The sequence below is a fragment of the Enterobacter cloacae complex sp. P1B genome, from assembly GCF_014982345.1.
Lineage (GTDB): Bacteria > Pseudomonadota > Gammaproteobacteria > Enterobacterales > Enterobacteriaceae > Enterobacter > Enterobacter bugandensis.
In genome coordinates this window covers 57,801-84,290 of the sequence record NZ_JADCLF010000016.1, presented here as the reverse complement: position 1 = coordinate 84,290, position 26,490 = coordinate 57,801, and the positions used below count along the sequence as shown (strand labels likewise).

The window sequence follows — 26,490 nt, the reverse complement described above, 5'->3', positions numbered from 1 at the left end:
CCACATCTATGTCACTGGAAAATGCACCCGACGAGGTCAAGCTGGCCGTCGATTTGATTATGCTGCTGGAGAATCATGAGATCCCGGTCGAGACGGTGCTTAAAGCGCTGGAGATTGTGCGGCGGGATTTTGAGGGGAAACTTCCCCCTCACCCTAACCCTCTCCCTGTGGGAGAGGGAAAATAGATTAAGCCGGAGTCGGGTCGTCGCCCTTAATGTCGCGCTTCACTTCCGTATGCTCATCACCTTTCTCATTATGCAGGTGAACCTCAAGCTGGTTGAAGGCGATGTTAATGTTGTTTTCACGGCACAGGCGGTCGATCGCGCGGTTCAGTTCATCAACGGTGTAGCTGCGATCGCGAAGTTCACGCACGTATAAACGCAGCTCGTGATCCAGCGTGCTTGGCCCGAAGGTGGTGAAGAAGACGTCTGGCGCAGGATCGTGCATGACTTTTGGATGCGATTTAGCGGCTTTAAGCAATACCTCTTTCACTTTATCCAGATCGGAACCGTAGGCCACGCCGAGGCGAATCACCACGCGCGTGGTGGTATCCGAGAGCGACCAGTTGATCAGACGCTCGGTCACGAACGCTTTGTTCGGGATGATCACCTCTTTACGATCGAAGTCAGTGATGGTGGTCGCACGAATTCGGATCTTGCTGACGGTCCCGGAGAACGTACCGATGGTGACGGTATCGCCGATACGCACCGGACGTTCGAAGAGGATAATCAGGCCGGAGACAAAGTTACCGAAGATCTCCTGCAGGCCAAAACCAAGACCGACCGAGAGGGCCGCCGCCAGCCACTGCAGTTTATCCCACGAGACGCCCAGCGAGCCGAATACCGTCATCGCCCCGACGATAATGATGACGTAATTCAGGATGGTGGTGATGGCGTAAGACGCCCCCTGGCGCAGGTTCAGCCTTGAGAGCACCAGCACTTCCAGCAGACCCGGCAGGTTACGAATCAGCGCCCAGGCCACCACCGACGACACCAGCGCAAACAGCAGGCTGCCCATGGTGACGCTTTTCATCACCGCCGCGCCGGCTTCGGTACCGTTGTACTGCCAGAGGGTAATACTGTCGAGATAGGCGAAGACGGTAATTAAATCAGACCAGATCGCCCAGAACATCACCGCAAACAGCGCGATCATCACCAGCATGGTGATACGCAGCGTCTGCTGGTTAACCTGCTCCAGCGCGATGGTCGGCTCTTCCTGCGGCTCCGCGCCTTCAGCCCCCTCTTTCACCTGATGCTGACGACGCGCAATGGCACGACGGTAAGCAATGCGGCGGGCCGCGACGCTTAAGCCGCGCAGCACGGTCTGATAGAGCAGGTTCCAGACGATCACCAGATAGACCGTCTCGATCCAGCGCCCGGACAAGCGCAGCGTGGTGTAGAAGTAGCCCGTTGCCGTAAGCACCATCAGCGCCAGCGGAATGATCGCCAGCACCGTCACGGTGGCCAGACGGATATTGTGGGACTCTTTATCACGCCAGCTGTCGCGGCACATCGGCCACATCAGGATCGCAATCAGCAGCAGGTTGAGCAGAATGACCAGTTGACCCAGCACATCATCCATCAGATGCAGCGGGGAAAGCTCAGCGACCACCGACCAGAAGTGTAGCGGCAGGAGCGCCAGGCTGACGCGCACAATCTGGCGACGCCAGTGGCTGGTCAGCTGCGCAGGCATGTTGAAGTGACGCACCGCCACGCCGTCTTTTTCGAGCACCTTCCAGCACACGCCAAATACCAGCCAGAACAGCGCCAGTTTTTTACTGAACGCCCAGAGCAGATCGCTGACGTTAAGCTGCATCGTGAGCAGGATCAGGCCCACGGCCAGAATAATCAGGCACACCGGCAGCGCGCGAATGAGATCGATCAGAATCGCTTTTGGCGTATGGAGCTGGCTGTCGTTACGCAGTTGCCCCACTTCCGAGGCCAGCTTCGCCTGGTACTGTTTCAGCCATTTCAAACGCCAGCGGATCAGACCGGCAATCAACAGCAGCGGTAAGCCCGCCAGGAAAGCAATCATTACCGCAGGCCAGGCTTTCTCCCAGTTCACGGTGATTTTCATGCTCTTAATCTGCGTTTTCAGCGTCTCCGGGAAGGACTTAATCCAGTCCCAGTCCATCGGCTTGTTGCTGTTCACCCAGAAAATCTGCTGCGTCAAAATCTCCTGCAGGCTTTTTGACACGCTGACCAGCTGCTGCTGGTTGATCTGCAGGTTAATTGCCATCATCAGCTGGTTGCCCAGCTGTTTATTGAGCTGGTCCAGCAGTTCACGGCGCATATCCACCACCTGGAGCAGCGCGTCATGCACTTCCGGGTTTACGTCACTGGAGTGCCCCTCTTCAATTTTGGCGACGAAAGCATCACTCTGGAAAAGGGCATCGCGCTGCTGGTTGACGTCAAACTGCTCCAGACGTAAATCCGCAATGCGGTTGGTCATGTCCTCCAGCTCGTCGGCAGACGGCAGCGTCTGCTGCTGCTGGTAGAGAATACGCGACAGCAGTAGGCTGCCCTTCAAGACCGCGATCTGCTCTTTGATGTTGCGCTCCGCCTGCAGCGCGCGATCCAGCCAGTTCTTCACTTTGATATTTTGCTGAACCAGCGAGTTGCCGCTTTCCGTCGCCAGTATCAGGCGCTGGCTGAGCTGGTGGTTAGCCTCAAGCTCCTGTTTCACCAGCGGGTTGGCCTGAATGCGGGCAGTTTCGTCCGGCGAGACGGCTTCCTGAGCGGTTTTTTCCGTCAGGGTCAGGCGTTTGCTGTTTACCGCCTCCTGCAACAGCTGAAGCTGATGCTCCAGACGATTAATATTCGCCGTCACGTAATCACGCTGTTTCTGGAGCGTGTCCTGCAGCACCGTATTCCCTTCCAGGCTTTTACGCTGCTGTTCGATTTGCGCATTGAGCAGCGACTGCTGAACCAGCAGCAGGGTTTGCTGGGTCGGGCGCAGCGTGCCCTCCCCTACCGTCGTGCCGTTCAGGCGGTTGCGGATCTGCTGCAGCTGCTGAGACGCGGCGTACATCGCGTTTTGCACGCGCTCGGGCTGGGTTTGCAGGGAGACGAGCTGACTGTTGTAGGTCGCGAGGTCAGACTGTGCGGTTTGCAGATCGTCGAGCAATTGCGCGACGCGCGATTCCAGCTGGCGTAAGGAGAGCGTGGAGAGCGTTTTGCGCGTTTCATCGTCGTTATCGACGTCGCTCAGCGCGCTCAGCGCTTCCGTGGCCTTACGCATGTTCTCCGGCGCCTGCGCCACCTTCTGACGAAGCTGGGTGGTTTCAGCTTTAACGCGCTCAATCTTATCAATGTTTTCCAGCGTTTCCGTCAGATCCTGCTGGGTGAGTTTCTCCTGAGGAGAGAGCTCTTTTTGTTTGTTCAGGGTGTCGAGCTGCGACTGAATTTCACTGCGCGAGGGAATATCAGTGCTGTTGTCTGCGCGGGCCCAGGAAAGCGGCGCGGTGGAGAAGAAAAACAGCATAGCAAAGAGCAATGCAAATACAGGATGTTGCGAGCGATTGATGGGCAGCATAGTTGTGAATGATGTCAGCAGATGACCGAAAATAGTCCGGCGTGAAGAATATCACGCTCGTCGGAAGCAGAATAGCGAGAACGTAAGCCTCTGAGATAAATCCTGGAAGGGCTCAGGCCGTGAGCGAAGGCGCGTCGCTGCGCAGCGTCGGGCAGAGCTGTAGCATTTCCAGTAAAATCGCCACGTAGCTGCGGGCTTCCTCTTTGAGGTCAAAGGATTGCGGCGCAAAAAGCCAGTTTTCCATCAGACCTGAAATGTAGCTGCGCATCAGGATGGCTGCCCGGCGGGTGAGTAAATTGGCCGGTAACAGCTTTGCTTGCATACACAGGTTCAGGTTCTGTTCGATACGATCGTAGCTCTCCAGGCTGAGGCTGCGCTGCGCCTGTTGCACCACCGCCATTTCGCCCACGAACTCACATTTATGAAAGATAATTTCCATCATTAATCTGCGACGCTCTTCAACTACCGTTGCTTCAAGGATATATACTAATATTTCTCTTAATACTGAGAGTGGATCGTCAGGGAATTTTGCCCGATACTCACTCTCGAGATCGCTAATGCTGGACTCTGAAAGCTCCCAGATTTCACTGAACAGATCTGACTTATCTTTAAAGTGCCAGTAAATCGCTCCCCGCGTCACACCGGCAGCCTGAGCAATTTGCGCCAGCGAGGTAGAAGAAACACCCTGCTGAGAGAACAAACGTATTGCCACATCCAGAATGTGTTGTCGGGTTTCCAGCGCTTGTTGTTTAGTTTTTCGTGCCATAGGTGGGTGAATTTACAGGAGTCAGATTTACATACATTTGTGAATGTATGTACCATAGCATGACGATAATATAAACGCAGCAATGGGTTTTTAGACTCAGGACCCTTGATCAATTTGAAATCGGACACTCGAGGTTTACATATGAACAAAAACAGAGGGTTAACGCCTCTGGCGGTCGTTCTGATGCTCTCAGGCAGCTTAGCGCTTACAGGATGTGACGACAAACCGGCTCAACAAGGAGCTCAGCAGGCGCCAGAAGTCGGCGTTGTGACACTCAAATCTGAACCTCTGCAGATCACCACAGAATTACCAGGCCGTACAAACGCTTACCGCATTGCGGAAGTGCGTCCTCAGGTTAGCGGCATTATCCTGAAACGTAACTTTACCGAAGGCGGCGATGTGAAGGCCGGTGAGTCTCTGTATCAGATTGATCCCGCGACCTATCAGGCTTCTTATGAAAGCGCGAAAGGTGACCTGGCTAAAGCACAAGCGGCGGCAAAAATCGCTCAGCTGACGCTGAACCGCTATCAGAAACTGCTCGGCACGAAGTACATCAGTCAACAGGATTACGATACCGCGCTGGCAGATGCCCAGCAGGCTAACGCGGCCGTGGTAGCAGCCAAAGCGGCTGTCGAAACTGCACGCATTAACCTGGCCTATACCAAAGTGACCTCCCCTATCAGCGGTCGTATTGGTAAATCTGCCGTGACGGAAGGGGCGCTGGTGCAGAACGGGCAGACCACTGCGCTGGCTACCGTCCAGCAGCTTGATCCGATCTACGTTGACGTGACGCAGTCCAGCAACGATTTCCTGCGCCTGAAACAGGAGCTGGCTAACGGCACCCTGAAACAGGAAAACGGCAAAGCCAAAGTGGAGCTGGTTACCAACGACGGTATCAAGTTCCCGCAGGAAGGTACTCTGGAATTCTCTGATGTGACGGTCGACCAGACCACCGGTTCCATCACCTTACGTGCGATTTTCCCGAACCCTGACAAAAATCTGCTGCCAGGTATGTTCGTTCGCGCGCGTCTGGAAGAAGGAACGAATCCAACCGCACTTCTTGTTCCACAGCAGGGTGTGACCCGTACGCCACGCGGCGATGCGAGCGCACTGGTTGTTGGGGCAGATAACAAAGTCGAAACGCGCAATATCACCGCCACGCAGGCGATTGGCGATAAATGGCTGGTGACGGAAGGTCTGAAAGATGGCGATCGCGTGATTGTTACTGGTTTGCAAAAAGTACGTCCTGGCGCGCAGGTAAAAGCACAGGAAGTGACATCTGACGATAAACAACAAGCTTCGGCCGCTGGCCAGTCAGAACAAACCAAGTCTTAACTTAAACAGGAGCCGTTAAGACATGCCTAATTTCTTTATCGATCGCCCCATATTTGCGTGGGTGATCGCCATTATCATCATGCTGGCCGGGGGACTTGCGATCCTGAAGCTGCCTGTTGCGCAATATCCAACGATTGCGCCACCGGCGGTAACGATCTCCGCAACCTACCCGGGGGCTGATGCGAAAACGGTACAGGATACCGTGACTCAGGTTATCGAACAGAACATGAACGGTATCGATAACCTGATGTACATGTCCTCAAACAGTGACTCCACCGGTACGGTTCAGATCACCCTGACCTTTGAATCCGGTACGGATGCGGACATTGCGCAGGTTCAGGTGCAGAACAAACTGCAGCTGGCAATGCCTCTTCTGCCGCAGGAAGTGCAACAGCAGGGCGTGAGCGTCGAGAAATCGTCCAGCAGCTTCCTGATGGTTGTCGGCGTTATTAACACCAACGGCACCATGACGCAGGAGGATATCTCCGACTACGTGGGCGCCAACATGAAGGACGCCATCAGCCGTACGTCCGGTGTGGGTGACGTTCAGCTGTTCGGTTCCCAGTACGCGATGCGTATCTGGATGGATCCGAACAAACTGAACAACTTCCAGCTGACGCCGGTTGACGTGATTAACGCGATTAAAGCGCAGAACGCCCAGGTGGCAGCAGGTCAGTTAGGCGGTACGCCGCCGGTGAAAGGCCAGCAGCTTAACGCGTCCATTATCGCGCAAACCCGTCTGACCTCCGCCGATGAGTTCAGCAAAATTCTGCTGAAGGTGAACCAGGACGGTTCGCAGGTTCGTCTGCGCGACGTGGCCAGGGTTGAGCTGGGTGGTGAGAACTACGACATCATCGCGAAGTTTAACGGTAAACCGGCGTCCGGTCTGGGTATCAAACTGGCGACAGGCGCGAACGCCCTGGACACCGCGACGGCGATCCGTGCGGAACTGAAGAAGATGGAACCGTTCTTCCCGTCAGGCCTGAAAATCGTTTATCCGTATGACACTACGCCGTTCGTTAAAATTTCGATTCACGAAGTGGTTAAAACGCTGGTAGAAGCGATCATCCTGGTGTTCCTGGTGATGTATCTGTTCCTGCAAAACTTCCGCGCGACGCTGATCCCAACCATCGCCGTGCCGGTCGTTCTGCTGGGGACCTTCGCCATCCTTGCAGCCTTTGGGTTCTCGATAAACACCCTGACGATGTTCGGGATGGTGCTCGCCATCGGCCTGCTGGTGGATGACGCTATCGTGGTGGTAGAGAACGTCGAGCGCGTGATGGCGGAAGAAGGTTTGCCGCCGAAGGAAGCCACCCGTAAATCTATGGGCCAGATCCAGGGCGCGCTGGTCGGTATTGCGATGGTGCTGTCCGCGGTATTTATCCCGATGGCCTTCTTCGGGGGCTCTACGGGTGCGATTTACCGCCAGTTCTCCATTACCATCGTCTCCGCGATGGCGCTGTCGGTACTGGTAGCGTTAATCCTGACGCCAGCGCTGTGTGCCACCATGCTGAAGCCGGTTCAGAAAGGCGGTCACGGCGAGCATAAAGGGTTCTTCGGCTGGTTTAACCGCATGTTTGATAAGAGCGCGCACCACTACACCGACAGCGTGGGCAATATCCTGCGCAGCACCGGTCGTTATCTGCTGCTCTATATCATCATCGTAGTGGGGATGGCGTTCCTGTTCGTTCGTCTGCCAAGCTCGTTCCTGCCAGATGAAGACCAGGGCGTGTTCCTGACGATGGCACAGCTTCCGGCAGGGGCGTCGCAAGAGCGTACCCAGAAGGTGCTGGACGAAGTGACGGACTACTATCTCACCAAAGAGAAAGCGAACGTTGAATCCGTGTTTGCGGTTAACGGCTTTGGCTTTGCGGGTCGTGGTCAGAACACCGGTATCGCCTTCGTTTCTCTGAAAGACTGGGCGGATCGTCCGGGCGATGAGAATAAAGTTGAAGCGATCACGGGCCGTGCCATGGGCACCTTCTCGCAGATTAAAGATGCGATGGTCTTCGCCTTTAACCTGCCAGCGATTGTTGAACTGGGTACGGCGACCGGCTTCGACTTCCAGCTGATCGACCAGGGCGGTCTGGGTCACGAGAAACTGACACAGGCGCGTAACCAGCTGTTCGGCGAAGTGGCTAAACACCCTGACCTGCTGGTCGGCGTACGTCCAAACGGACTGGAAGATACGCCGCAGTATAAGATCAACATCGATCAGGAAAAAGCGCAAGCGCTGGGCGTGTCCATCAGCGACATCAATACCACGCTGGGCGCGGCCTGGGGCGGTAGCTACGTCAACGACTTCATCGACCGTGGTCGCGTGAAGAAAGTGTACGTCATGTCCGAAGCGCAGTACCGTATGTTGCCGAACGATATTAACAACTGGTACGTTCGCGGCAGCAACGGTCAGATGGTGCCGTTCTCATCCTTCTCAACGTCACACTGGGAATACGGCTCTCCGCGTCTGGAACGTTACAACGGTCTGCCGTCGATGGAAATCCTGGGTCAGGCCGCACCAGGCCGAAGCACCGGTGAAGCCATGAACCTGATGGAAGAGCTGGCCAGCAAACTGCCTGCGGGTATCGGCTATGACTGGACTGGTATGTCCTATCAGGAACGTCTGTCCGGTAACCAGGCCCCTGCCCTGTACGCCATTTCACTGATTGTGGTCTTCCTGTGTCTGGCGGCGCTGTACGAGAGCTGGTCAATTCCGTTCTCCGTTATGCTGGTGGTTCCACTCGGGGTTATTGGTGCGCTGCTTGCGGCAACGTTCCGTGGATTGACCAACGACGTGTACTTCCAGGTAGGCCTGCTGACAACCATTGGCTTGTCGGCGAAGAACGCGATACTTATCGTTGAATTCGCCAAAGATCTGATGGAGAAAGAGGGTAAAGGCCTTATTGAGGCGACGCTGGAAGCGGTGCGTATGCGTCTGCGTCCAATCCTGATGACCTCTCTGGCGTTCATCCTCGGCGTAATGCCGCTGGTTATTAGCTCCGGTGCAGGCTCCGGTGCGCAGAACGCGGTCGGTACAGGTGTAATGGGCGGTATGATCACCGCGACCGTACTGGCTATCTTCTTCGTCCCGGTGTTCTTCGTGGTGGTGCGCCGCCGCTTCAGCCGGAAGAATGAAGATGTTGAGCACAGTCATTCGGTAGAACCTCACTGATACCGGTTTCATATAATAAAAAGGCCGCATTTGCGGCCTTTTTCATTTTCAGAAAAAATCATAAAATAAGCTTATTGAGGTCCTATTTATTTTCTGTCATCTTAAACAGACATATCATATTTAACTGATAACTTAATAGGTGAATTCAGGATTTTTTTAAATCTATTTCCCTGCTTAAGTTGTTAGGAATATTCCTAATTAAAAGTTAAGACAAACGGAACTCCGGATGTGAACTTTTCTTATGGCTGTAAGCTAAGCCAATGAAATGTAAGGAAGCGAAAAAACTATCGTTAATCCTGATAAAAAAGTTCAGTTTCGGATGAACATTTGCGTTGACGCTCGCAGCCTGCGGTTTTATTTGTAATTTTTCGTAATAGCGCGGTGAAATCCAGGAAGGAGTGGCTTATAGTTAGGTTATCAGGAACACAGCGCTCATGTAGCTAAGTCAGATGTATCCATCCCGACAATGATGTTCGGTGAGTAAGAAATCACTCAGAAGGGGATGCGCTATGGACGAGTACTCGCCAAAAAGGCATGATATCGCGCAGTTGAAATTTCTCTGCGAATCCTTGTACCATGACTGCCTTGCCAATCTTGATGAAAGCAACCATGGCTGGGTAAATGACCCAACGTCTGCCATCAATTTACAGTTGAATGAGCTGATAGAGCATATCGCTACCTTCGCACTTAATTATAAAATTAAGTACAATGAAGATAATAAGCTCATTGAGCAAATTGATGAATACCTGGACGACACCTTTATGTTGTTCAGCAGTTACGGCATTAACACTCAGGATTTGCAAAAATGGCGTAAATCGGGAAACCGGCTATTCCGCTGTTTCGTCAACGTGAGCAGAGCTAACCCGGTTAGTCTTTCCTGTTAAAATTATTACAATTACTAAGGTGAATTTATGTCTGATAAACCACTCACAAAAATCGATTATTTGATGCGCTTACGACGTTGTCAGTCAATTGACACCCTTGAACGCGTCATTGAAAAGAATAAATACGAGCTTTCTGATAATGAACTGGCGGTATTTTATTCAGCCGCTGACCATCGCCTTGCAGAGCTAACGATGAATAAGCTGTATGACAAAATCCCTACTTCTGTATGGAAATTTGTTCGTTAATCTTTGAAGTGTGTCTGTAGAGGTTCTACGCCACGTTATAAGCTGTATTCACCTGTCCCGTTATGCTCCCTGCGCGAAAGCCAGGTCTCCGTGTTAAACGCGCTCATCAGCAACAATGTTGTGACTGTGGTCACATCGGCCTTCCGGGAACGTTCCCCTTAACGCCTGTTGCGATTACCCTTCAGGAATAACATCCAGAGAGGTTTCCGATGAGCATAGAAAAACAGAAGATGATTTCAGGTGAACATTACCGCCCTGGTGATGAGACGTTACGCGCCGACCGGCTGCGGGCGCGCCATCTGCTTCACCGCTATAACCACACCGCGCCTGACGAAAAAACAGAACGCCAGAACATTCTGGCGGAACTGCTGGGACAAAGCGAAGGGGCGTATATTGAGCCGAGCTTCCGCTGTGACTATGGATATAACATTTATCTGGGCAAAGACTTTTACGCCAACTTCGATTGCGTAATGCTGGATGTCTGCCCTGTACATATTGGCGACAACTGCATGCTCGCGCCGGGCGTTCATATTTATACGGCCACCCATCCGCTGGATGCGCAAGAACGTAACAGCGGAGTGGAGTTTGGTAAGCCCGTCACCATTGGCAATAATGTCTGGATTGGTGGACGTGCGGTCATTAACCCAGGCGTCACTATCGGGGATAATGTGGTTGTGGCTTCCGGTGCCGTCGTGACGAAAGACGTGCCGGCTAACGTCGTCGTGGGCGGCAACCCGGCGAAAATCATCAAAACGCTGTAACGATCCGGGGAGCCAACTGTTATGGTCTTTTAGCGCCCGACTGTTACTTTTTTCAGCCTGATGGCTCCCCTAAAATTGGCAGATACCCTGTATTGTCAACTCTCAAAAGGCCAAAAATGACCGAGATACAGCGCCTGCTTACCGCTACCATCGACGATCTTAACCACCGCGAAAAGCGAGACAATCGCCCGCGCTTTAGCATTAGCTTTATCCGCAAACACCCCGGGCTGTTTGTTGCCATGTATGCCGCCTGGCTGGCGACGCTGATTGTCATGCTGAAGTCCGAAACGCTGGTGGACTCCGTCTGGCTGCTGGTGGTGCTGTTTGTCGTGTTTAACGCCTTTTTCTTTTTCGACGTGAATCCCCGCTACCGTTACGAAGATATCGACGTCCTCGATTTCCGGGTCTGCTACAACGGCGAATGGTACAACACGCGTTTTGTGCCAAATGAGCTTATCGACAGCATCCTGCACTCTCCGGCTGTCGAAACCGTGCACAAAGAGAAGCTGCAGAAAATGGTCGCAACGAAAGGCCAGCTCTCTTTTTATGATGTTTTTACCCTTTCCCGCCCTGCTGCTGCGTAATTAACGCCTGCAGGCGTCGGATACCCGGCGCAAACTGCGAAGCAGAGGTGTTGCCGTAACCTAAAACCAGGCCGGTTTGCCCCTGCTTCGTCTCCAGGTAATAGCCGCTCAGCGCAGCAGGTGCCAGCTGAAATGCCCTCGCTTTCTCCACCAGCCGCTGGTCGTCGATACCGTCAATCGCCAATGCCAGGTGCATTCCCCCTTCACCGGCAAGAACACGGTGCGGAGTATAAAGCTCTGCGCTCAGCACCTCCCGCAGCTGGCGGTAACGCTTACGATACAGGCGACGCATGGCGGCAAGATGACGGGCATAGTGCCCCTCCTCGATAAACAGCGCCAGGGTGCGCTGTTCTGCGCGATGCCCGCCGCGCAGCAGCGAGCCGATGGCCGGACGCGCCGCTTTCGCCAGCGCTGGCGGTAACACCATGAACCCCATTCGGAGCGACGGAAACAGCGTTTTACTGAACGTCCCCAGATACACAACGGGCGCGTTGTTGACCATGCCCAGCATCGCCGGTACGGGCTCGCCGACATAGCGGAACTCGCTGTCGTAATCGTCCTCAATGATCCACGCCTTGTGCTGGCGGGCCAGTTCCAGAAGCGCCAGACGCCGCCGCGCGCTGAGCACGCTCCCGTAAGGAAACTGATGCGACGGCGAAGTGAAAATGAGCGCAGGTGAAGGCGCATGCAGCCCTTCCCAGCACATTCCCTCGTCATCCACCGGTATGCCGGTCATCGCAAGGCCGGTTTTGACGAAGGCGCTTTTGGCCCCGCTGTAGCCGGGATTTTCCACCCAGGCGACATCCCCCGGCTCGCTTAACAGCATCGTGCACAGATTGACGCCCTCCAGCGCCCCTTCGGTTATCACAATCTGGCTGGCGTCGCAGTCAATGCCGCGAGAAAGCGCAAGGTGACGGGCGATGGCTGCCCGCAGCGACGGCTCACCGGCCGGGTCGCCATAGCCCAGCAGAGCGCTCCCCTCCTCCCGCAGGACACGATCGTACAATCGCCGCCACAGCGGCAAGGGGAAATAGTTGATGGCGGGCGTTCCCGGCGTAAAGGCCATCACCGGGGTGTCGCGCGACACAGGCGCAGGCAGCTGGACGACACGTTTTGCCAGCCTGACCTCAGGATCGGTCAGAACCCGCGGGCTGGCACGATGGGCGAATTGCGCCACCCGCGTCCCCTGACGGTTACGCAGCAAATAGCCTTCGAGCGTGAGCTGGTCCAGCGCCGCATTGACGGTGTTCCGTGAAACGGAAAGCTGCTGCGCCAGCGTTCGCGAGCCGGACAGCTGGCTGCCGGACCGAAGCCTTCCGCCCAGTATGGCCTCCCGCAAAGCGAGATAGAGCGCGCGCTGGAGCGTCTCTTCCCCACGCGTTTTAAGCGCAGCATGGAGCAAGGTATAAAGTTCATCGCCCGGTATGTTCATCTCATCTCCTTGTGGTACCACCAAAACATAGCTGAGTGGTTCTTTTTAAGGAACCAGTAATTTTCTAATCTGGAACTCTTCTCAACGTCACGGAAATAGAGATGAAGACATTCAATGAGTTTGGACAACCTGTGGGCGAAGCCCTTACCGACTGGCAGCCTCGCCCTCATCCGTCCCGGGTAGTACTGCAGGGGCATTATTGTCGGCTTGAACCGCTGCGCGTGGAGCATGCCGGGGCGCTGTTCTCCGCCTATGCTCTGGCCGGAGATACCCGGAGCTGGACGTGGCTTCTGCGTGAACCCGATGCCACGGCCGCTGAGTTTGCCGAATGGGTGGCAAGCGTGTGTGAGTTATCTGACCCGATGCACTTTACCGTTATAGATAATCAGACCCAGGCCCCGGTCGGGACGCTGGCCCTGATGCGGATCGATCCTAAAAACGGCGTTGTGGAAGTGGGACACGTTCACTTCTCCGTGCTGTTAAGCCGCACGCCCATGTCAACAGAAGCGCAATATCTGTTGATGCGGTACGCGTTCGATACCCTGGGCTACCGGCGATATGAATGGAAGTGCAACAGCCTGAACGAACCATCACGCAAAGCGGCACTGCGTCTGGGCTTTCAGTTTGAAGGCCGTTTTCGCCAGGCGCTGGTCATAAAAGGCCGTAACCGGGATACCGACTGGTTTTCGATTCTCGACAAAGAGTGGCCGGCGCTGGCGAGCGCCTTTGAAAGCTGGCTTGCCACCGACAATTTTACTGCCGATGGCAAACAGAAAAGATCCCTGGAAAGCTGGCGAGAAACGCGCGTCTAGCGTCTTTTTTTACGTCCCTGCACCGCCTTAAAACGCGGATTGGATTTGCAAATCACGTATAAGCGTCCCTTGCGTTTGACTATCTGGCAATCCGGGTGACGCTGTTTTGCGCTGCGCAATGAGTTAAGCACCTGCATGGTTAGCCCCGCTTCGCATTAAGAAAACCGCCAAAACGCTTGCGGAAGCGCGCTGCGCTGCCATCCGTGGAAAACGTTTTTTGCTTACCGGTATAAAACGGATGCGATTTTGAAGAAACCTCGATAGTGATGTACGGATACGTTTCACCGTCGAGCTCAATTTCGCGGTCGGTTTTAATGGTTGAACCCACTTTAAAGTATTCATTGGCACTGGTGTCGTGGAATACCACGGTGCGATACGCTGGATGGATGTTTGGTTTCATCATAAACCCTTTGTGTTTTGTTATAACATAACAAAATAATATCCAGGCAAGGTTGAAAAAACAACCCTCTCTCTCCTGAGGATATTTTCTAATTTGCTTTAGATAACATGAAAACCCTGCCCCCACGTGCTATAACTATTTCATTTCGCGGTAAAATCTTTCTCTTCAGGCAGGAAACTCAGCGTCCGGATTCGGGCATATGAGAAAGGAAACGACAGCATGAAAACCCGACATCTGGTCAGTCTGGTGACTGGCGTACTTATCTTTTCCGTGCTGGTTCCCATTTGCCTCAGCATCTGGCTTGCCCATCGCCAGGCAGAAGAGAAATTTGTTGATGCGCTGGATAGCTATGCTTCTCGGGTGCTGATGCGCACCGACAGGGTCGTGGATCAGGCTAAAGAAGCGTTAAATCACCTGCAGGGATTTAAGGGCGTTCCCTGTAGTCCGCTGCATTTGAGGGAAATACGTCGGGTCGCGTTCTCGTGGCGCTATATCCAGGAGGTGATCTATATCGACAACCTTAAACCCCTCTGCTCTTCGCTTGAGCAGGCGAGTAAATCCGCCGCTTATCCTCCCCCCATGCGTATCACCGAAGATGGCTACAGCGCGTGGCTTACCGCACAGAACGATCTTGGCTTTCACCGCTATATGGCCGTGCTCGGGAAGGGCCATTACCTTGTTCTGGTCGATCCTGCCTCGCTTGTGGATGTGATCCCTTTCGGGGCGATTGCCATTGATGCCGCTCTGGTGGGAAGCGCAACGCATCTTATTTTCGCCAGCAGTAACACGCTTGATCCGCATATCCGCGATCGGATCAACGATCGAGGCGTCTCCAGCGTTCAGTACAAGGGCTCCATGTACGTGATGAAGCCGGTACCTGAGCTTGGATTTACTGTCGTCACGTGGGCGGCGCTCACCCCCCTGGCTGAAAGCTGGCACCGACAGCTGCTTTTCTGGCTGCCGTTTGGCGTCCTGATAAGCCTGCTGGCGGCACTGTTTGTCCTGCGGATCCTGCGACGTATTCAGTCGCCGCGCAATCGCCTGCTGGACGCCATTAACAGCCGCGATTTTGTGGTTCACTATCAGCCCATCGTGGCGCTGTGCAGTGGAAAAATCGTGGGTGCGGAAGCGCTTGCGCGCTGGCCCCAGCCAGACGGAAGCAGTCTCTCGCCTGATATATTTGTGCCGCTTGCCGAGCAAACCGGCCTCATCTCGCAGCTGACGCAGTTAGTTATGGAAAAAGTGTTTGAAGATATGGGCCACTGGCTGCAGCTCCACCCCGATCAGCATATCTCCATCAACCTCGCCCCGGCCGATTTGACCTCCGGTAATCTGCCGCCTTTACTGAGTCAACTCCTGAATAAGTGGCAGATTCATCCCCGACAAATCGCCCTTGAGTTAACCGAGCGTGGCTTTACCGACCCCAAAATCAGCGCGCCGGCTATCGCCGCGTTTCGCCGTTCGGGCCACCCTGTCTACATTGATGATTTTGGCACGGGCTATTCCAGCCTCAGCTATCTGCAGCATCTCGATGTCGACACGCTAAAAATTGACAAATCGTTCGTGGATGCACTGGAGTACAAAAACGTAACGCCGCACATTATCGAAATGGCGAAGTCGCTGCAGCTGGCAATGGTGGCGGAAGGCGTGGAGACCGAAGGGCAGCTTACCTGGCTGCACCGCCACGGCGTGCAGTATGGGCAGGGGTGGTTCTACAGTAAGGCGCTGCCCAAGACGGAATTTATCCTTTGGGCAGAGAACAACCTCGCCACGCGCTCTACTTAAGATAGGATTTGATCACCTGCAGCACGACGCCAAGATCGGCTTCACGCTGCGCCTCTTCGGGCTCTTTCACGACATGATCGGTAAGATGCCCTTCAATCACCTGCATCATCATGCCATTGACCGCGCCACGGATCGCTGCCAGCTGCTGTAACACCTCGGCACATTCGTGATCGCGGTTGAGCATTTTCTCCAGCGCGGTGCTCTGCCCCTGAATTTTCTTCAGGCGAGTCAATAACATCTTCTTATCGCGAACGGTATGTGACATCTCTGTCTCCCTCAGTTTTGGCTTTTAAAGCATATCACGCTCTACTCCCCCTGAGTATTTTTCTACTGGGGGGTAGTATTAGGCTACTGGGGGGGAGTACTATTTGCGCACGCTTTCCATACTGGAAATTTCAATGAACGATTTTGCTTCACTCCTGCAGCAGGGTAATGCCTGGCTGTTTGTTCCCAGCGCTATCCTGCTCGGTGCGCTGCATGGCCTGGAGCCGGGCCACTCAAAAACAATGATGGCTGCCTTTATCGTGGCTATCCGCGGCACGCTGAAGCAGGCGGTGCTGCTCGGTCTGGCGGCTACGCTTTCCCATACGGCGGTAGTCTGGATCATTGCCATGGCAGGACTATGGTTTGGCCGCGGCTGGGACGCACATACGTCTGAACCCTGGTTCCAGCTGATCTCCGGGGTGTTGATCGTTGCAATCGCCCTGTGGATGGCTTGGCGAACCTGGAAAGAGAGCCGGCCGCACGATCATCATCACGATTGCCACCACCATCATGACCATGATCATGACCACCACCATGATCATCACCATCACCATGAACACCCGCTGGTTGAAGAGGAGTGGCAGGACGCCCACCAGCGCGCGCACGCGCAGGATATCAACCGGCGTTTCAACGGACAAAACGTGACGACAGGACAGATCGCGATGTTTGGCCTGACCGGCGGGCTTATCCCCTGCCCGGCGTCCATCACCGTTCTGCTGATCTGCCTGCAGCTGAAGCATTTTGCGCTCGGCGCGACGCTGGTATTTAGCTTCAGCATCGGTCTGGCGTTAACGCTGGTCGCTTCCGGCGCGATTGCCGCCTTAAGCCTTAAGCACGCGACAAAACGCTGGCCCGGATTTAGCGAACTTTCCCGCAAAGCGCCGTGGATCTCCGCCGCGCTGATTATCGTGGTAGGGATTTACATGAGCCTGCATGGCCTGAGTGGCATTCTGGCGTAAGCAGGCGGCCACGCCCGGTGGCCGCCTTTCTGGTCAGATAAGAGTCTGCTGCCAGCTAAAGGTATAACGAAGCTGGCGCGTCTGCAGGATAAATTCCGGCGAAACGCTGGGGCTCCAGGAGTCATCGCCGCCCACCCCCATATGAAACGCATCGAGGTTGAGCCAGCACCCCGGCTCTTCCCGCAGCAGATGATGATGGGTTGTCTCACGCAGCTGCTGCTGGCTATAGCGGCCCACTGAGAAATGGAACGCGCCATTCAGCTGATGCGCACCCAGCACAAGTTTGCGGGTATCGCAGCGCAAACCATTTTCCGTCGGGAAGATATACGGCGTGTGCATGTCTGCCAGGGGCAGTGTCCAGCGCCCCTGCTGCGCCGCCAGCTTTCTGTCCGGGTAGTTTTCATGCGGCCCCAGCCCCAGCCAGTCAACCTTTTCTGGCGTTTCAGCGAGATGAACGCTCAGGCCAATGCGCGCGGGCTCCGGGATATCAGACGCAATATCGACCTGAATGTCGCCATGCAGAACCCCCTGCTCGTCCACCCGCCAGATTTTACGGCTCAGGAACAGCGCCCTGCCGCGATGCTCCAGGACATTAAGCGTGGTAACCACCACCTCACGCGCATGCTGCTCTGCCTCACAGTGCAGCATGCGCGAGGTGAGATCGTACATGCCCGCCGCTTTCCAGCGTTCAACCCACGCGTTTGGATCGATGCGCGTCGCTTCGCTCACCCCAATGTCGTTGTCCAGCGGCGCGCGGCTGACGTTATCCGTCACGGGTGAAAGCAGCGTTTCAACGCCATTTCGCCACCATTGAGTCAGGTATCCGGATGCGCGATCGAACTGCCATCGCTGTTGACGATGCGTGACCTCCAGGATGCGATCGTTTTGCGTTAAAACCGGCGGCTCGCCCGCAGAGGCTGGCGGTGCGACAAACAGCGGAGACGGAAGCAGCCACTGTTCCCACGCGCAGCGATGGTCAGCCGGTGACCACGGCGTTGCCCGCGGCTGGCGAACCTCAACGTTCAGCCAGATTTCACCCGGCCCGGCCTTCAGCTCCGGCAGGTCGAGCTCCAGACGCCGGGCGCCTTCAGGCGTTATCGCGAGCGTCACCTCACCTGCGGCCAGCACGTCTCCGTCCCGGGCAATCGTCCAGCTCAGCACCTCGTTATCAGTAGGGCGGAACAGGTAGCCGCTTTGCACCTCAATCACCAGCGGAGAGGTACTGACCAGCGTAAAGGTAAAGAACTGCTGGGCGCGCTGCGCCTCGTACAGCGCCGGATGCGGCGTGCGATCGGGGAAGACCAGGCCATTGAGGCAGAACTGGCGATCGTTCGGCGTATCGCCAAAGTCCCCGCCGTAGGCCCAGAACGCGTTGCCCTTTTCGTCTTTCTTCGTCAGTGCCTGATCGACCCAGTCCCAGACAAACCCACCCTGCAGGCGAGGATGGCTGCGAAACGCCTGCCAGTATTTCGCAAACCCGCCGAAGCTGTTTCCCATCGCGTGGGCGTATTCACAGAGGATCAGCGGACGCGTTTCGTCGGGCATGCCGATCCATTTCTTGATTGACCATTTAGGCACCGCCGGGAAAGGCTGATCCCAATCGACCCGGGCGTACATCGGGCAAACAATATCGGTCGCCGCCGTATTCGCCCCGCCGCCTTCGTACTGTACCGGGCGCGTGGGATCGGTGGTTTTCAGCCAGCGGTACAGCGCATCATGATTCGCGCCGTGGCCGGACTCGTTACCCAGCGACCAGATGATAATTGAGGGATGATTGCGATCGCGCTGCACCATGCGGGTTACGCGCTCACTCATGGCGGGCAGCCAGCGTGGATCGTCAGCGAGGCGGCTCATCGGCACCATGCCGTGGGTTTCAATATTGGCTTCGTCAACGACGTACAGCCCGTAGCGATCGCAAAGCCGGTACCACAGCGGATGGTTCGGGTAGTGCGAACAGCGCACGGCGTTAAAGTTATGCTGCTTCATGATCTCGATGTCGCGACGCATGGTCGCCTCGTCCATCACCTGACCGTATTCCGGGTGATGCTCGTGACGGTTAACCCCGCGGATCAGCAGCGGCTTACCGTTAAGCTTCAGCAGGCCGTTGCTGATGTCAACGCGGCGGAAGCCCACATCGCACGCCTCAACCTCCAGCACCTCACCCTGCAGGCCGAGAAGCGCCATCGTCAGGCGATACAGTTCCGGCGTTTCAGCACTCCAGAGCGCGGGACGATCAATGGGGATCGCCACCGTTAAGCGTTCGTCCCAGCTGCCGCGCTCGTCCACAACGGCAGACCCCGGACGCCGGGAAACGCTGGCGCATTTTTCACCCTTGCGCCACAGGGTAAAGACCACCTCGCAGTCTGCAAAGCCCGCCCCTGCCAGCGTGACATCTGCCTTAAGCACCGCGCGGTCCAGCTCCGCATTCAGGTCCGTCACCACGCGATAATCGGCAATCTGCGTTTCGGGTTTATGCAGCAGCGTCACATCGCGGAAAATACCACTCATGCGCCACATGTCCTGATCTTCCAGATAGCTACCGTCGCACCAGCGCAACACCATGACCGCCAGGCGGTTCTCACCGGGCCGCAGGACCGTCGAGAGATCGAATTCGGCAGGCAGCCTGCTGTCCTGGGAATAGCCCATCCACCGCCCGTTGCACCACAGATGAAACGCAGAGTTCACGCCGTCAAAGATGATGCGGGTCTGCCCGCTCTGAAGCCACGCGTCATCCACATCAAATGTGAGCGAGTAACAGCCGGTTGGGTTTTCCTGCGGCACAAAAGGCGGATTAACGGGGATAGGATAGGTGACGTTGGTATAGATGGGCGTGTCAAACCCCTGCATCTGCCAGTTCGACGGCACGGGCATCGCAACGGCGTCCGCACAGTCTTCGGTTACCCACGCCTCCGGGATTTGCTCAGGTGCAGGAAAGTAGTTAAATCGCCACACCCCATTGAGGGAGCGTCTGCTGGCGGATACAGCATCAACCAGGGCAGGCTGTTCAAGACGCCAGCTGTGTAACGGCGCATGTGCCTCCAGACGGTTCCACTGGGTGACACCCGGGTTTTCCCAGTCCCGTCGGGCCAGAATGGCGCTGAGAGTCAGCGATAAAGTGTTGGGCATATTAACCTCTTTGCGAAGCGCTCACAATTTTGGTTAACATGCCCTGGCACCCGGCGACGGTAAAGCACGCAATCGCGGGGTAGCGAGTCCGATCACAAAGTTTTATTTGCGGGCAAGCTGCCCGGCAAGGAGGGCCAGGCTTCTGAGCTGCTGCGCCAGATCCTCGCGTTCGGCCTGCTGCGGGGTGCGGCGCGCGCTGGAATGTCGGGTCACCAGCGTTACCGGCAGCTGAACCTGCCAGCATTCCTCCCCCCCGCTGGGGGACAGAAGCCACTCCACGCTGCGCTCGCCAGCCTCGCGAAACGCCTGACGAATGGTCGTCAGCGGCGGAGAAAACCAGGCGCTGTCGGCCGTATCGTCAAACCCGACCACCGATATCTGGCCAGGAACAGCTATCCCTTTTTCCGCACAGGCGCGCATTACCCCAAGCGCCATCTGATCGTTCGCCACCAGAATGGCATCCGGCAGTACCGCCCCCGAGAGCAGCACATGTCCCTTCTCATAGCCGCTGACCGCGCTCCAGTCGCCGTAGGCCACCGCAGCCGCGTCGAGACCCGCCTGCGCCAGCGTCGCTTTCCATCCCGCCAGACGCGCGCGCGCAGAGACCGAGCTTTCCGGCCCGCTCAGCAGGGCAATATGCTGATGCCCCAGCGAAAGCAGATGCTCAACGCCCAGGCGTGCCCCCTCTTCGGCGTTAAACACGAGGCTATTTACCTGCGCTGACGGTGACACGTCGAGGAACAGCACCGGGACGGGCGTCGCCAGCGACCTGAGCGCTTCGGCGTGCGGATCGTCAAGCGGCACATTTACCAGCAGCGCGTCTACCCGCTGCGCCAGCAGCGCCTGAAGCGCCGCCTGACACTGCTGCGGCTGCTCCACCATGGAAATCAGGACGCTCGCCCCGTGCCCTGCAGCCCGGGATTTTACCGCCGAGACAATTTGCGAAGGCGCGTGCAGCGCCAGATCGGTGGTGATGAGCCCCAGCGTACGGGTGCGTTTCCCCGCCAGCTGCTGCGCCCGCAGATTGGGAACGTAATGCAGCTCCGCCATTGCCTGCTGCACCTTTTCCCGCGTGCGGGCAGAGACGTGCTCCGCGTCGTTAATCACGCGGGAAACGGTCTGATAAGAAACCCCCGCAAGGAGGGCGACATCATAAAGAGTGATTGCTTTCATGCGTTCTGGCATCGCGATTTTCGAAGTGTCTATTCTGGCACAGCGACGCCATTAAAACATGTGAGCGCTTCGCAAATTAAACAACCCGCTCCGGCTGCGTCATTTTCTCACCGCGCGGCTTCTGGCGGAACCAGGGCAAACAGAGCTGGATAAGCGGGCCAATGGTCAGAGCATACGCCACGGTTCCCACCCCAAACGAGCCACCCAGCACGCACCCAATCAGCAGGACGGACACTTCGATGGAGGTACGCACGCTGCGAATGGACCACCCCAGCCGGGCGTGAATGCCGGTCATCAGGCCGTCGCGCGGACCAGGCCCGAAACCGGCCCCGATGTACATGCTGGTGGCGATCGCGTTCATCACGATGCCCGACACCAGGAAAGCGATGCGCACGGATAACGAACTCAGTTCGGGGATAAGCGCCATGCTGGCGTCCGCCGCCAGACCGATACAAATCACGTTGCTGATCGTGCCAAGACCGGGCATCTGACGCAGTGGGATCCACAGTAAGAGCACCGCAGCCCCGGTCAAAATGATCACCGTTCCGATGCTCATCCCCAGCTGTATTCCCACGCCAAGGTGAAACACATCCCACGGATCGACCCCCAGATCCGCACGAATAAACATCGCGGTGGAAAGCCCATACAGCCCTAAACCGACATAAAGTTGTAGCAGACGACGTACCATTTTTATCTTCTCCAGTGAACCCGACTTTCATCCTGACCTAAAATGGCACTAAGATTAATGTCCAGTTTTTAAATAGTGGACTGCTTATGTCATCACGCCGCTTCGGAAGCCAATCTGTGGTACGCCTTTTAGGGCACTGGCAGCAAACTTCATCCCGCACTCCGCTCTGGCGCCAGCTGGCTGACGCGCTGCGCTTATTAATCCTTGATGGCCGGCTGGCGCTGCATACGCGCCTGCCGGGTGAGCGTGAGCTGGCGACGGCGCTGAACGTCAGCCGGACCACCGTCAGCAGCGCCCTCGCCCACCTGCGTGAAGAGGGTTATCTTGAAAGCCGCCACGGCAGCGGGTCGCGCGTCATCCTCCCGGATGCACGCGCCGTTCCCACCCTTTCCGCAGCGAGCGTCGCCCTGGATCTTTCCACTGCCGCCCTCAGCGCCGGGCCGGAGATCCACCAGGCTTACACCCATGCACTTACGGCTATTACTCAACACCTCTCGCTGACGGGCTACGAGCAGCTTGGGCTGCCGGCGCTACGGGAGGCCATCGCTGCGCGCTATACCGCGCGAGGTCTTCCAACCCGGGCAGACGAGGTGATGGTGGTCAACGGTGCCGTCAGCGGGTTCGCGCTGGTGCTGCGGATGATGGCCGGACCGGGGGATCGCGTCGTGGTCGATCACCCCACCTATCCGCTGGCGATTGCCGCTATTCAGGGAGCACAGTGTCGGCCAGTAGGAGTGTCGTTGCCGGAAACGGGCTGGGATACGGATGGCTTTGCGGCTACGCTTGCCCAGACCGCGCCGCGCCTGGCCTACCTGATGCCAGATTTTCACAACCCAACCGGTCGATGCATGGATATCGCCACCCGTCAGGCAATCGCTGATATAGCAGCCCAGACCCGCACGGCGCTGGTCGTGGATGAAACGATGGTCGATCTCTGGTTTGATTCGCCACCGCCGCCACCGCTGGCATCGTTTAACCCGCAGGCCAGCGTGATTACGCTAGGCTCTGCCGGAAAAAGCTTCTGGGGCGGGCTGCGTCTCGGCTGGATCCGCGCCTCCTCGCGTACTATCGCCACGCTCGCCCAGACGCGCGATACGCTGGATTTAGGCTCGCCGCTGCTTGAGCAGCTGGCAACGCTGTGGCTTATCGACAATAGCGAGCGTTTTCTGCCCGCTCGCCGCAAGATGCTGGCGGAACGGCGCGATCGATGCAGTAACCTGCTGCGAGAACATTTCCCGGAGTGGACGTTTCATGAGGCGGAGGGTGGGCTCTCTTACTGGATCGAACTTCCTGGCATGCTGGCGACACAGCTTGCCGCACGGGCAGAAATTATCGGGATTAACCTGGGCACCGGGACGCGGTTTGGCTTATCGGGGGCGTTTGACCGCTTTTTACGTATGCCCTTTTCGCTGGAGCCAGCGGAGCTGGAAGCGGCATTGCTGCGGATTAAACCGTTATGGCTCGCGCTAAATTCAAATACGCCAGCAGTAAAACGCCGCCTGGTTTAATATTAAAATTTTGAACTGGATCATAAAATAAAAACTGCTGACTGTAATATATGCAGTCAGCAGTTTTCACTGGTCAGGATTTAGTGCTGAGGAGGAATGGGGAAACCTTTCAGGGAAATAACGAAATTATCACCGTCTTTCTTTATTTTTGCACCGGTATCACACCAGTCAGACGCAATACGAAAGAACTCATCGCTTCCAACATTCCAGCCAAGACGTACATGCTTCACGTAGCCTGAACGCAACAGAGCGCAGGCCTCGTTGTAGTCACTGGCAGTTGACAGTTGTTGTTTCATTTTCTCTTCTTCAGAAGTTTACGTAGAGCCTTGATTTCTTTAGGAGTAAAAGGAGAAACACTCTCTTCTTCCGTATGCTGATTATCAATATCCTCTTCCGATACTCCCGCCTCTTCTACTGCTTCAAACGCCAGCAGCAGCAGTTTCTCTGTGGTCACGCTTAAATTTTCGTTATTTACTTCCGCATAGTGGCGGAGTCTTTCTTTTAGCGCTTCGTCAATTTTAACATTTAAAACTGCAGTAGCCATGTTTGTCACTTCCCTTCGGAATAAGTACTTTATTTAATACACGAAGTTATCACTGTTATCCAGATCTATATTTTTTTGAATTTTGACGAAAATAGACGTCCAATTATAAAATGCCAGTCTATTATTACAGGTTTATGACAGTAATATTTCAGAGCGATGAAATATATATTACACGGTATAGGCATTATTTTATTGTGGAATAAAGGCTAAAAAGAGATGGGAACAGGAAAGATGGATGAGGCCACAAATGGGTGGGGGCCCTGCCAGCTACATCCCGGCACCCACGTCGTCTGCCCTGGCTGCTTCCTTCCGGACCTGACCTGGTGAACAGAGTAGCGTTGCGGGAGAACCAACAGAGCCCCCATTGAGAGCGTTGATAACCAACGCGCTGGCGCATTATCCCTGTGCGAAGAGCCAATTGCAAGCGACCAGGAACCGGATGCTGGTTTCTTGCGCAAACAGGCGCAGCAATCAGGGCGATCTTCGTTTACCATGACGGTCCAAACATCCCCACAGGTGAAGGTATGGACGAAAACGACTCCTTTCCCCAGCGCGTATGGCAAATCGTGGCCTCGATTCCGGAAGGCTATGTCACCACCTACGGTGATGTGGCAAGGCTGGCAGGCTCTCCACGCGCGGCGCGACAGGTCGGTGGCGTCCTGAAGCGGCTGCCGGAGGGAAGTACGCTGCCCTGGCATCGGGTGGTAAACCGTCATGGCGCTATCTCGCTGACCGGGCCGGATCTCCAGCGTCAGCGTCAGGCATTGCTTTCAGAGGGTGTGCAGGTGTCGGGCGCAGGACAGATTGATTTGCAGAAATACCGCTGGGTGTACTAAACCCTCCCCCGAAGGAGAGGGTAAGAGCAACAGTTACATCTGGGTCGGTGGGGTTGGCAGAGACGGCTGATTGGTCTGTGGAGCAACCGGGACTTCGGTTTGCTGCACCGGCACCAGATTCAGGTCGATTTTGGTTCCACCGTGGTTAATCGCTTCCTGGACCGTATCGGTGATAAAGACCAGCTTGCCGTTGATGGTTACCGCTGCGCTCAGCAGAATACGGGCATTCGGCTGCACGTCTGACGGGTTATACGGCAACACGAAGCTAAACGGAGCCTGCTTACCTTCAGTACGGACCGCGCGCTGAGCCAGCACCTTCGACGGCGCGTCCGCCAGGGAAGCATCAGACAGCGTGACCGTTAATACCGCATCCGGCGGCAGAGCGACTCTCTGTTTAATCCAGATTGTACCGGAAACGTTAGGCTGCTGAATGGATTGCTGTGAAAGGGTATTAATCCCGTTCGGATCTGCAGCTGGTACCGGCACCTGGGCGCTCTTACCGGCACAGGCGGACAACGCCACCGCAATAGCTACACCACTTAGCATGGGCACGAGTTTCATTGAAGTCTCCTTATCATCAATGCACCAGCGGGATCGATCCCATCCGATGTCGTTTCAATCACATAACGTTTTTAAGTGTGGCACAGATCACCGATTAATGCCTAAAAACGTGCCGACATTCAGATTATTCTACCCATCGGACCACTTTCATTTCTGCGTTATACTCTGCCTATCTTTCGCTACGGCGTTTATTGAGGATAATTATGAGTCAGGCACTGAACAATCTGCTGACATTACTGAATCTGGAAAAAATTGAGGAAGGACTCTATCGCGGGCAGAGCGAAGACCTCGGCTTACGTCAGGTTTTCGGCGGCCAGGTCGTTGGACAAGCGCTCTACGCTGCAAAGGAGACCGTCCCTGCAGACCGCCTGGTGCACTCATTCCACAGCTATTTCTTACGCCCTGGCGACAGCGCAAAACCGATTGTGTATGACGTTGAAGTCCTGAGAGACGGCAACAGCTTCAGCGCACGCCGCGTGGCGGCCGTTCAGAACGGTAAGCCTATCTTTTATATGACCGCCTCTTTCCAGGCGCCGGAACCGGGGTATGAACATCAGAAAGTGATGCCGCCAGCACCGTCGCCGGACGAACTCAAATCAGAGACCGATATCGCCCGCGCGCTGGCGCATCTGCTTCCGCCGCAGGTCAAAGAGAAGTTTCTCTGCGATAAACCGTTGGAGATCCGCCCGGTTGAGTTTCACAACCCCATGAAAGGCCACACCGCCGAGCCGAAGCGTCAGGTCTGGATCCGCGCCAATGGCGCCGTGCCGGAAGATTTCCGCGTGCATCAGTATCTGCTGGGCTACGCGTCAGACTTTAACTTTCTGCCGGTTGCGCTACAGCCGCACGGCGTTGGTTTCCTTGAAAAAGGGATGCAGGTCGCAACCATCGATCACTCCATGTGGTTCCACCGTCCGTTCAATATGAATGAGTGGCTGCTTTACAGCGTGGAGAGTACGTCAGCGTCGAGCGCTCGCGGGTTTGTGCGTGGAGAGTTTTATACTCAGGACGGCGTGCTGGTCGCTTCTACGGTGCAGGAAGGGGTAATGCGTAATCGCGGATGATGGTGTGCGGCCTGATGCCCTCACCCTGCCTCTCTCGCATGGGAGAGGGAATAAACATT

General features: G+C 55.8%; 24 protein-coding genes, 1 other RNA gene and 1 pseudogene. 13 read left to right on the top strand and 13 right to left on the bottom strand.

Annotated features, from left to right (window positions below; genetic code table 11):
- Positions 1 to 8 precede the first annotated feature (8 nt).
- Positions 9 to 185, top strand: coding sequence for a pleiotropic regulatory protein RsmS (gene rsmS / locus INF77_RS19030; protein ID WP_136486489.1), 177 nt, complete (start codon positions 9 to 11; stop codon positions 183 to 185).
- Between the two features lies 1 nt (position 186).
- On the opposite strand, the gene mscK is transcribed toward rsmS, so the two are convergent.
- Both mscK and acrR read right to left on the bottom strand, forming a co-directional pair.
- Entirely contained in the window at positions 187 to 3,534 is a 3,348-nt protein-coding gene (gene mscK / locus INF77_RS19025) for a mechanosensitive channel MscK (protein ID WP_193532882.1), read from the bottom strand.
- A gap of 112 nt (positions 3,535 to 3,646) precedes the next feature.
- Positions 3,647 to 4,300 (bottom strand): multidrug efflux transporter transcriptional repressor AcrR, encoded by a 654-nt coding sequence (gene acrR / locus INF77_RS19020; RefSeq protein WP_023310602.1) that lies wholly within the window; start codon positions 4,298 to 4,300, stop codon positions 3,647 to 3,649.
- Positions 4,301 to 4,441: 141 nt separating this feature from the next.
- Between acrR and acrA the strand changes: the two genes are divergently transcribed.
- The 6 genes from acrA to INF77_RS18990 all read left to right on the top strand — a co-directional run bounded on the left by acrA (position 4,442) and on the right by INF77_RS18990 (position 11,279).
- Positions 4,442 to 5,635, top strand: a complete 1,194-nt coding sequence (acrA, locus tag INF77_RS19015; protein ID WP_028012190.1) for a multidrug efflux RND transporter periplasmic adaptor subunit AcrA — start codon at positions 4,442 to 4,444, stop codon at positions 5,633 to 5,635.
- A 22-nt stretch (positions 5,636 to 5,657) separates the two neighbouring features.
- Entirely contained in the window at positions 5,658 to 8,804 is a 3,147-nt protein-coding gene (acrB, locus tag INF77_RS19010; protein ID WP_047367620.1) for a multidrug efflux RND transporter permease subunit AcrB, read from the top strand.
- A 509-nt stretch (positions 8,805 to 9,313) separates the two neighbouring features.
- Positions 9,314 to 9,688, top strand: a complete 375-nt coding sequence (gene tomB / locus INF77_RS19005; RefSeq protein WP_028012188.1) for an Hha toxicity modulator TomB — start codon at positions 9,314 to 9,316, stop codon at positions 9,686 to 9,688.
- Between the two features lie 27 nt (positions 9,689 to 9,715).
- On the top strand, positions 9,716 to 9,934 hold the full coding sequence (locus INF77_RS19000; RefSeq protein WP_008499287.1) for an HHA domain-containing protein: 219 nt from the start codon (positions 9,716 to 9,718) through the stop codon (positions 9,932 to 9,934).
- A gap of 209 nt (positions 9,935 to 10,143) precedes the next feature.
- Positions 10,144 to 10,695 (top strand): maltose O-acetyltransferase, encoded by a 552-nt coding sequence (maa, locus tag INF77_RS18995; RefSeq protein ID WP_028012187.1) that lies wholly within the window; start codon positions 10,144 to 10,146, stop codon positions 10,693 to 10,695.
- 116 nt (positions 10,696 to 10,811) lie between these two features.
- Positions 10,812 to 11,279: a YlaC family protein gene (locus INF77_RS18990; RefSeq protein WP_028012186.1), complete on the top strand. Its 468-nt coding sequence runs from the start codon at positions 10,812 to 10,814 to the stop codon at positions 11,277 to 11,279.
- Here INF77_RS18990 and INF77_RS18985 read toward each other — a convergent pair.
- The gene (locus tag INF77_RS18985; protein ID WP_193532881.1) at positions 11,251 to 12,711 is read right to left on the bottom strand and encodes a PLP-dependent aminotransferase family protein; all 1,461 of its coding nucleotides are present in this window, start codon (positions 12,709 to 12,711) and stop codon (positions 11,251 to 11,253) included. The genes INF77_RS18990 and INF77_RS18985 overlap by 29 nt on opposite strands.
- A 101-nt stretch (positions 12,712 to 12,812) precedes the next feature.
- Between INF77_RS18985 and INF77_RS18980 the strand changes: the two genes are divergently transcribed.
- Positions 12,813 to 13,523, top strand: a complete 711-nt coding sequence (locus tag INF77_RS18980; RefSeq protein ID WP_059357441.1) for a GNAT family N-acetyltransferase — start codon at positions 12,813 to 12,815, stop codon at positions 13,521 to 13,523.
- Here the strand turns inward: INF77_RS18980 and ykgO are convergent.
- Positions 13,520 to 13,660: a type B 50S ribosomal protein L36 gene (ykgO, locus tag INF77_RS18975; protein ID WP_003859006.1), complete on the bottom strand. Its 141-nt coding sequence runs from the start codon at positions 13,658 to 13,660 to the stop codon at positions 13,520 to 13,522. The two genes, INF77_RS18980 and ykgO, sit on opposite strands and share 4 nt — an antisense overlap.
- Positions 13,661 to 13,662: 2 nt before the next feature.
- Entirely contained in the window at positions 13,663 to 13,923 is a 261-nt protein-coding gene (locus INF77_RS18970) for a type B 50S ribosomal protein L31 (protein WP_006176933.1), read from the bottom strand.
- Positions 13,924 to 14,142: 219 nt separating this feature from the next.
- On the opposite strand from INF77_RS18970, the gene INF77_RS18965 reads away from it, so the two are divergent.
- Positions 14,143 to 15,708 carry an EAL domain-containing protein gene (locus INF77_RS18965; RefSeq protein WP_193532880.1) on the top strand — a complete coding sequence of 522 codons (1,566 nt, stop codon included), beginning with the start codon at positions 14,143 to 14,145 and terminating at the stop codon, positions 15,706 to 15,708.
- Here INF77_RS18965 and INF77_RS18960 read toward each other — a convergent pair.
- The gene (locus INF77_RS18960) at positions 15,701 to 15,973 is read right to left on the bottom strand and encodes a metal-sensing transcriptional repressor (protein WP_032637313.1); all 273 of its coding nucleotides are present in this window, start codon (positions 15,971 to 15,973) and stop codon (positions 15,701 to 15,703) included. The two genes, INF77_RS18965 and INF77_RS18960, sit on opposite strands and share 8 nt — an antisense overlap.
- A gap of 133 nt (positions 15,974 to 16,106) precedes the next feature.
- On the opposite strand from INF77_RS18960, the gene INF77_RS18955 reads away from it, so the two are divergent.
- The gene (locus INF77_RS18955; protein WP_150142955.1) at positions 16,107 to 16,931 is read left to right on the top strand and encodes a nickel/cobalt efflux protein RcnA; all 825 of its coding nucleotides are present in this window, start codon (positions 16,107 to 16,109) and stop codon (positions 16,929 to 16,931) included.
- Positions 16,932 to 16,964: 33 nt separating this feature from the next.
- Here the strand turns inward: INF77_RS18955 and INF77_RS18950 are convergent, their stop codons facing one another.
- From INF77_RS18950 to INF77_RS18940, 3 genes are all read right to left on the bottom strand, one after another.
- Positions 16,965 to 20,057: a beta-galactosidase gene (locus INF77_RS18950; protein ID WP_193532879.1), complete on the bottom strand. Its 3,093-nt coding sequence runs from the start codon at positions 20,055 to 20,057 to the stop codon at positions 16,965 to 16,967.
- A gap of 102 nt (positions 20,058 to 20,159) precedes the next feature.
- Positions 20,160 to 21,230 (bottom strand): LacI family DNA-binding transcriptional regulator, encoded by a 1,071-nt coding sequence (locus INF77_RS18945; protein ID WP_193532878.1) that lies wholly within the window; start codon positions 21,228 to 21,230, stop codon positions 20,160 to 20,162.
- 76 nt (positions 21,231 to 21,306) lie between these two features.
- The gene (locus tag INF77_RS18940) at positions 21,307 to 21,918 is read right to left on the bottom strand and encodes a YitT family protein (protein ID WP_028012178.1); all 612 of its coding nucleotides are present in this window, start codon (positions 21,916 to 21,918) and stop codon (positions 21,307 to 21,309) included.
- An 86-nt stretch (positions 21,919 to 22,004) separates the two neighbouring features.
- Between INF77_RS18940 and INF77_RS18935 the strand changes: the two genes are divergently transcribed.
- A complete protein-coding gene (locus INF77_RS18935) occupies positions 22,005 to 23,426 on the top strand; it encodes a PLP-dependent aminotransferase family protein (protein WP_100170677.1) in 1,422 nt (473 codons plus the stop codon).
- An 80-nt stretch (positions 23,427 to 23,506) separates the two neighbouring features.
- Here the strand turns inward: INF77_RS18935 and INF77_RS18930 are convergent, their stop codons facing one another.
- From INF77_RS18930 to ffs, 3 genes are all read right to left on the bottom strand, one after another.
- The gene (locus tag INF77_RS18930; RefSeq protein WP_028012176.1) at positions 23,507 to 23,722 is read right to left on the bottom strand and encodes a hypothetical protein; all 216 of its coding nucleotides are present in this window, start codon (positions 23,720 to 23,722) and stop codon (positions 23,507 to 23,509) included.
- Positions 23,719 to 23,970, bottom strand: a complete 252-nt coding sequence (locus INF77_RS18925) for a hypothetical protein (protein WP_006176926.1) — start codon at positions 23,968 to 23,970, stop codon at positions 23,719 to 23,721. The genes INF77_RS18930 and INF77_RS18925 overlap by 4 nt, the downstream gene beginning before the upstream one ends.
- Before the next feature lie 258 nt (positions 23,971 to 24,228).
- Positions 24,229 to 24,325, bottom strand: an RNA gene (gene ffs / locus INF77_RS18920) — signal recognition particle sRNA small type.
- An 84-nt stretch (positions 24,326 to 24,409) separates the two neighbouring features.
- On the opposite strand from ffs, the pseudogene INF77_RS18915 reads away from it, so the two are divergent.
- A pseudogene (locus INF77_RS18915) lies at positions 24,410 to 24,806 on the top strand (MGMT family protein).
- A 33-nt stretch (positions 24,807 to 24,839) separates the two neighbouring features.
- On the opposite strand, the gene INF77_RS18910 reads toward INF77_RS18915, so the two are convergent.
- The gene (locus INF77_RS18910; protein ID WP_028012173.1) at positions 24,840 to 25,367 is read right to left on the bottom strand and encodes a YbaY family lipoprotein; all 528 of its coding nucleotides are present in this window, start codon (positions 25,365 to 25,367) and stop codon (positions 24,840 to 24,842) included.
- 203 nt (positions 25,368 to 25,570) lie between these two features.
- On the opposite strand from INF77_RS18910, the gene tesB reads away from it, so the two are divergent.
- Positions 25,571 to 26,431: an acyl-CoA thioesterase II gene (gene tesB, locus INF77_RS18905; protein WP_193532877.1), complete on the top strand. Its 861-nt coding sequence runs from the start codon at positions 25,571 to 25,573 to the stop codon at positions 26,429 to 26,431.
- The last annotated feature ends 59 nt before the right edge of the window (positions 26,432 to 26,490 follow it).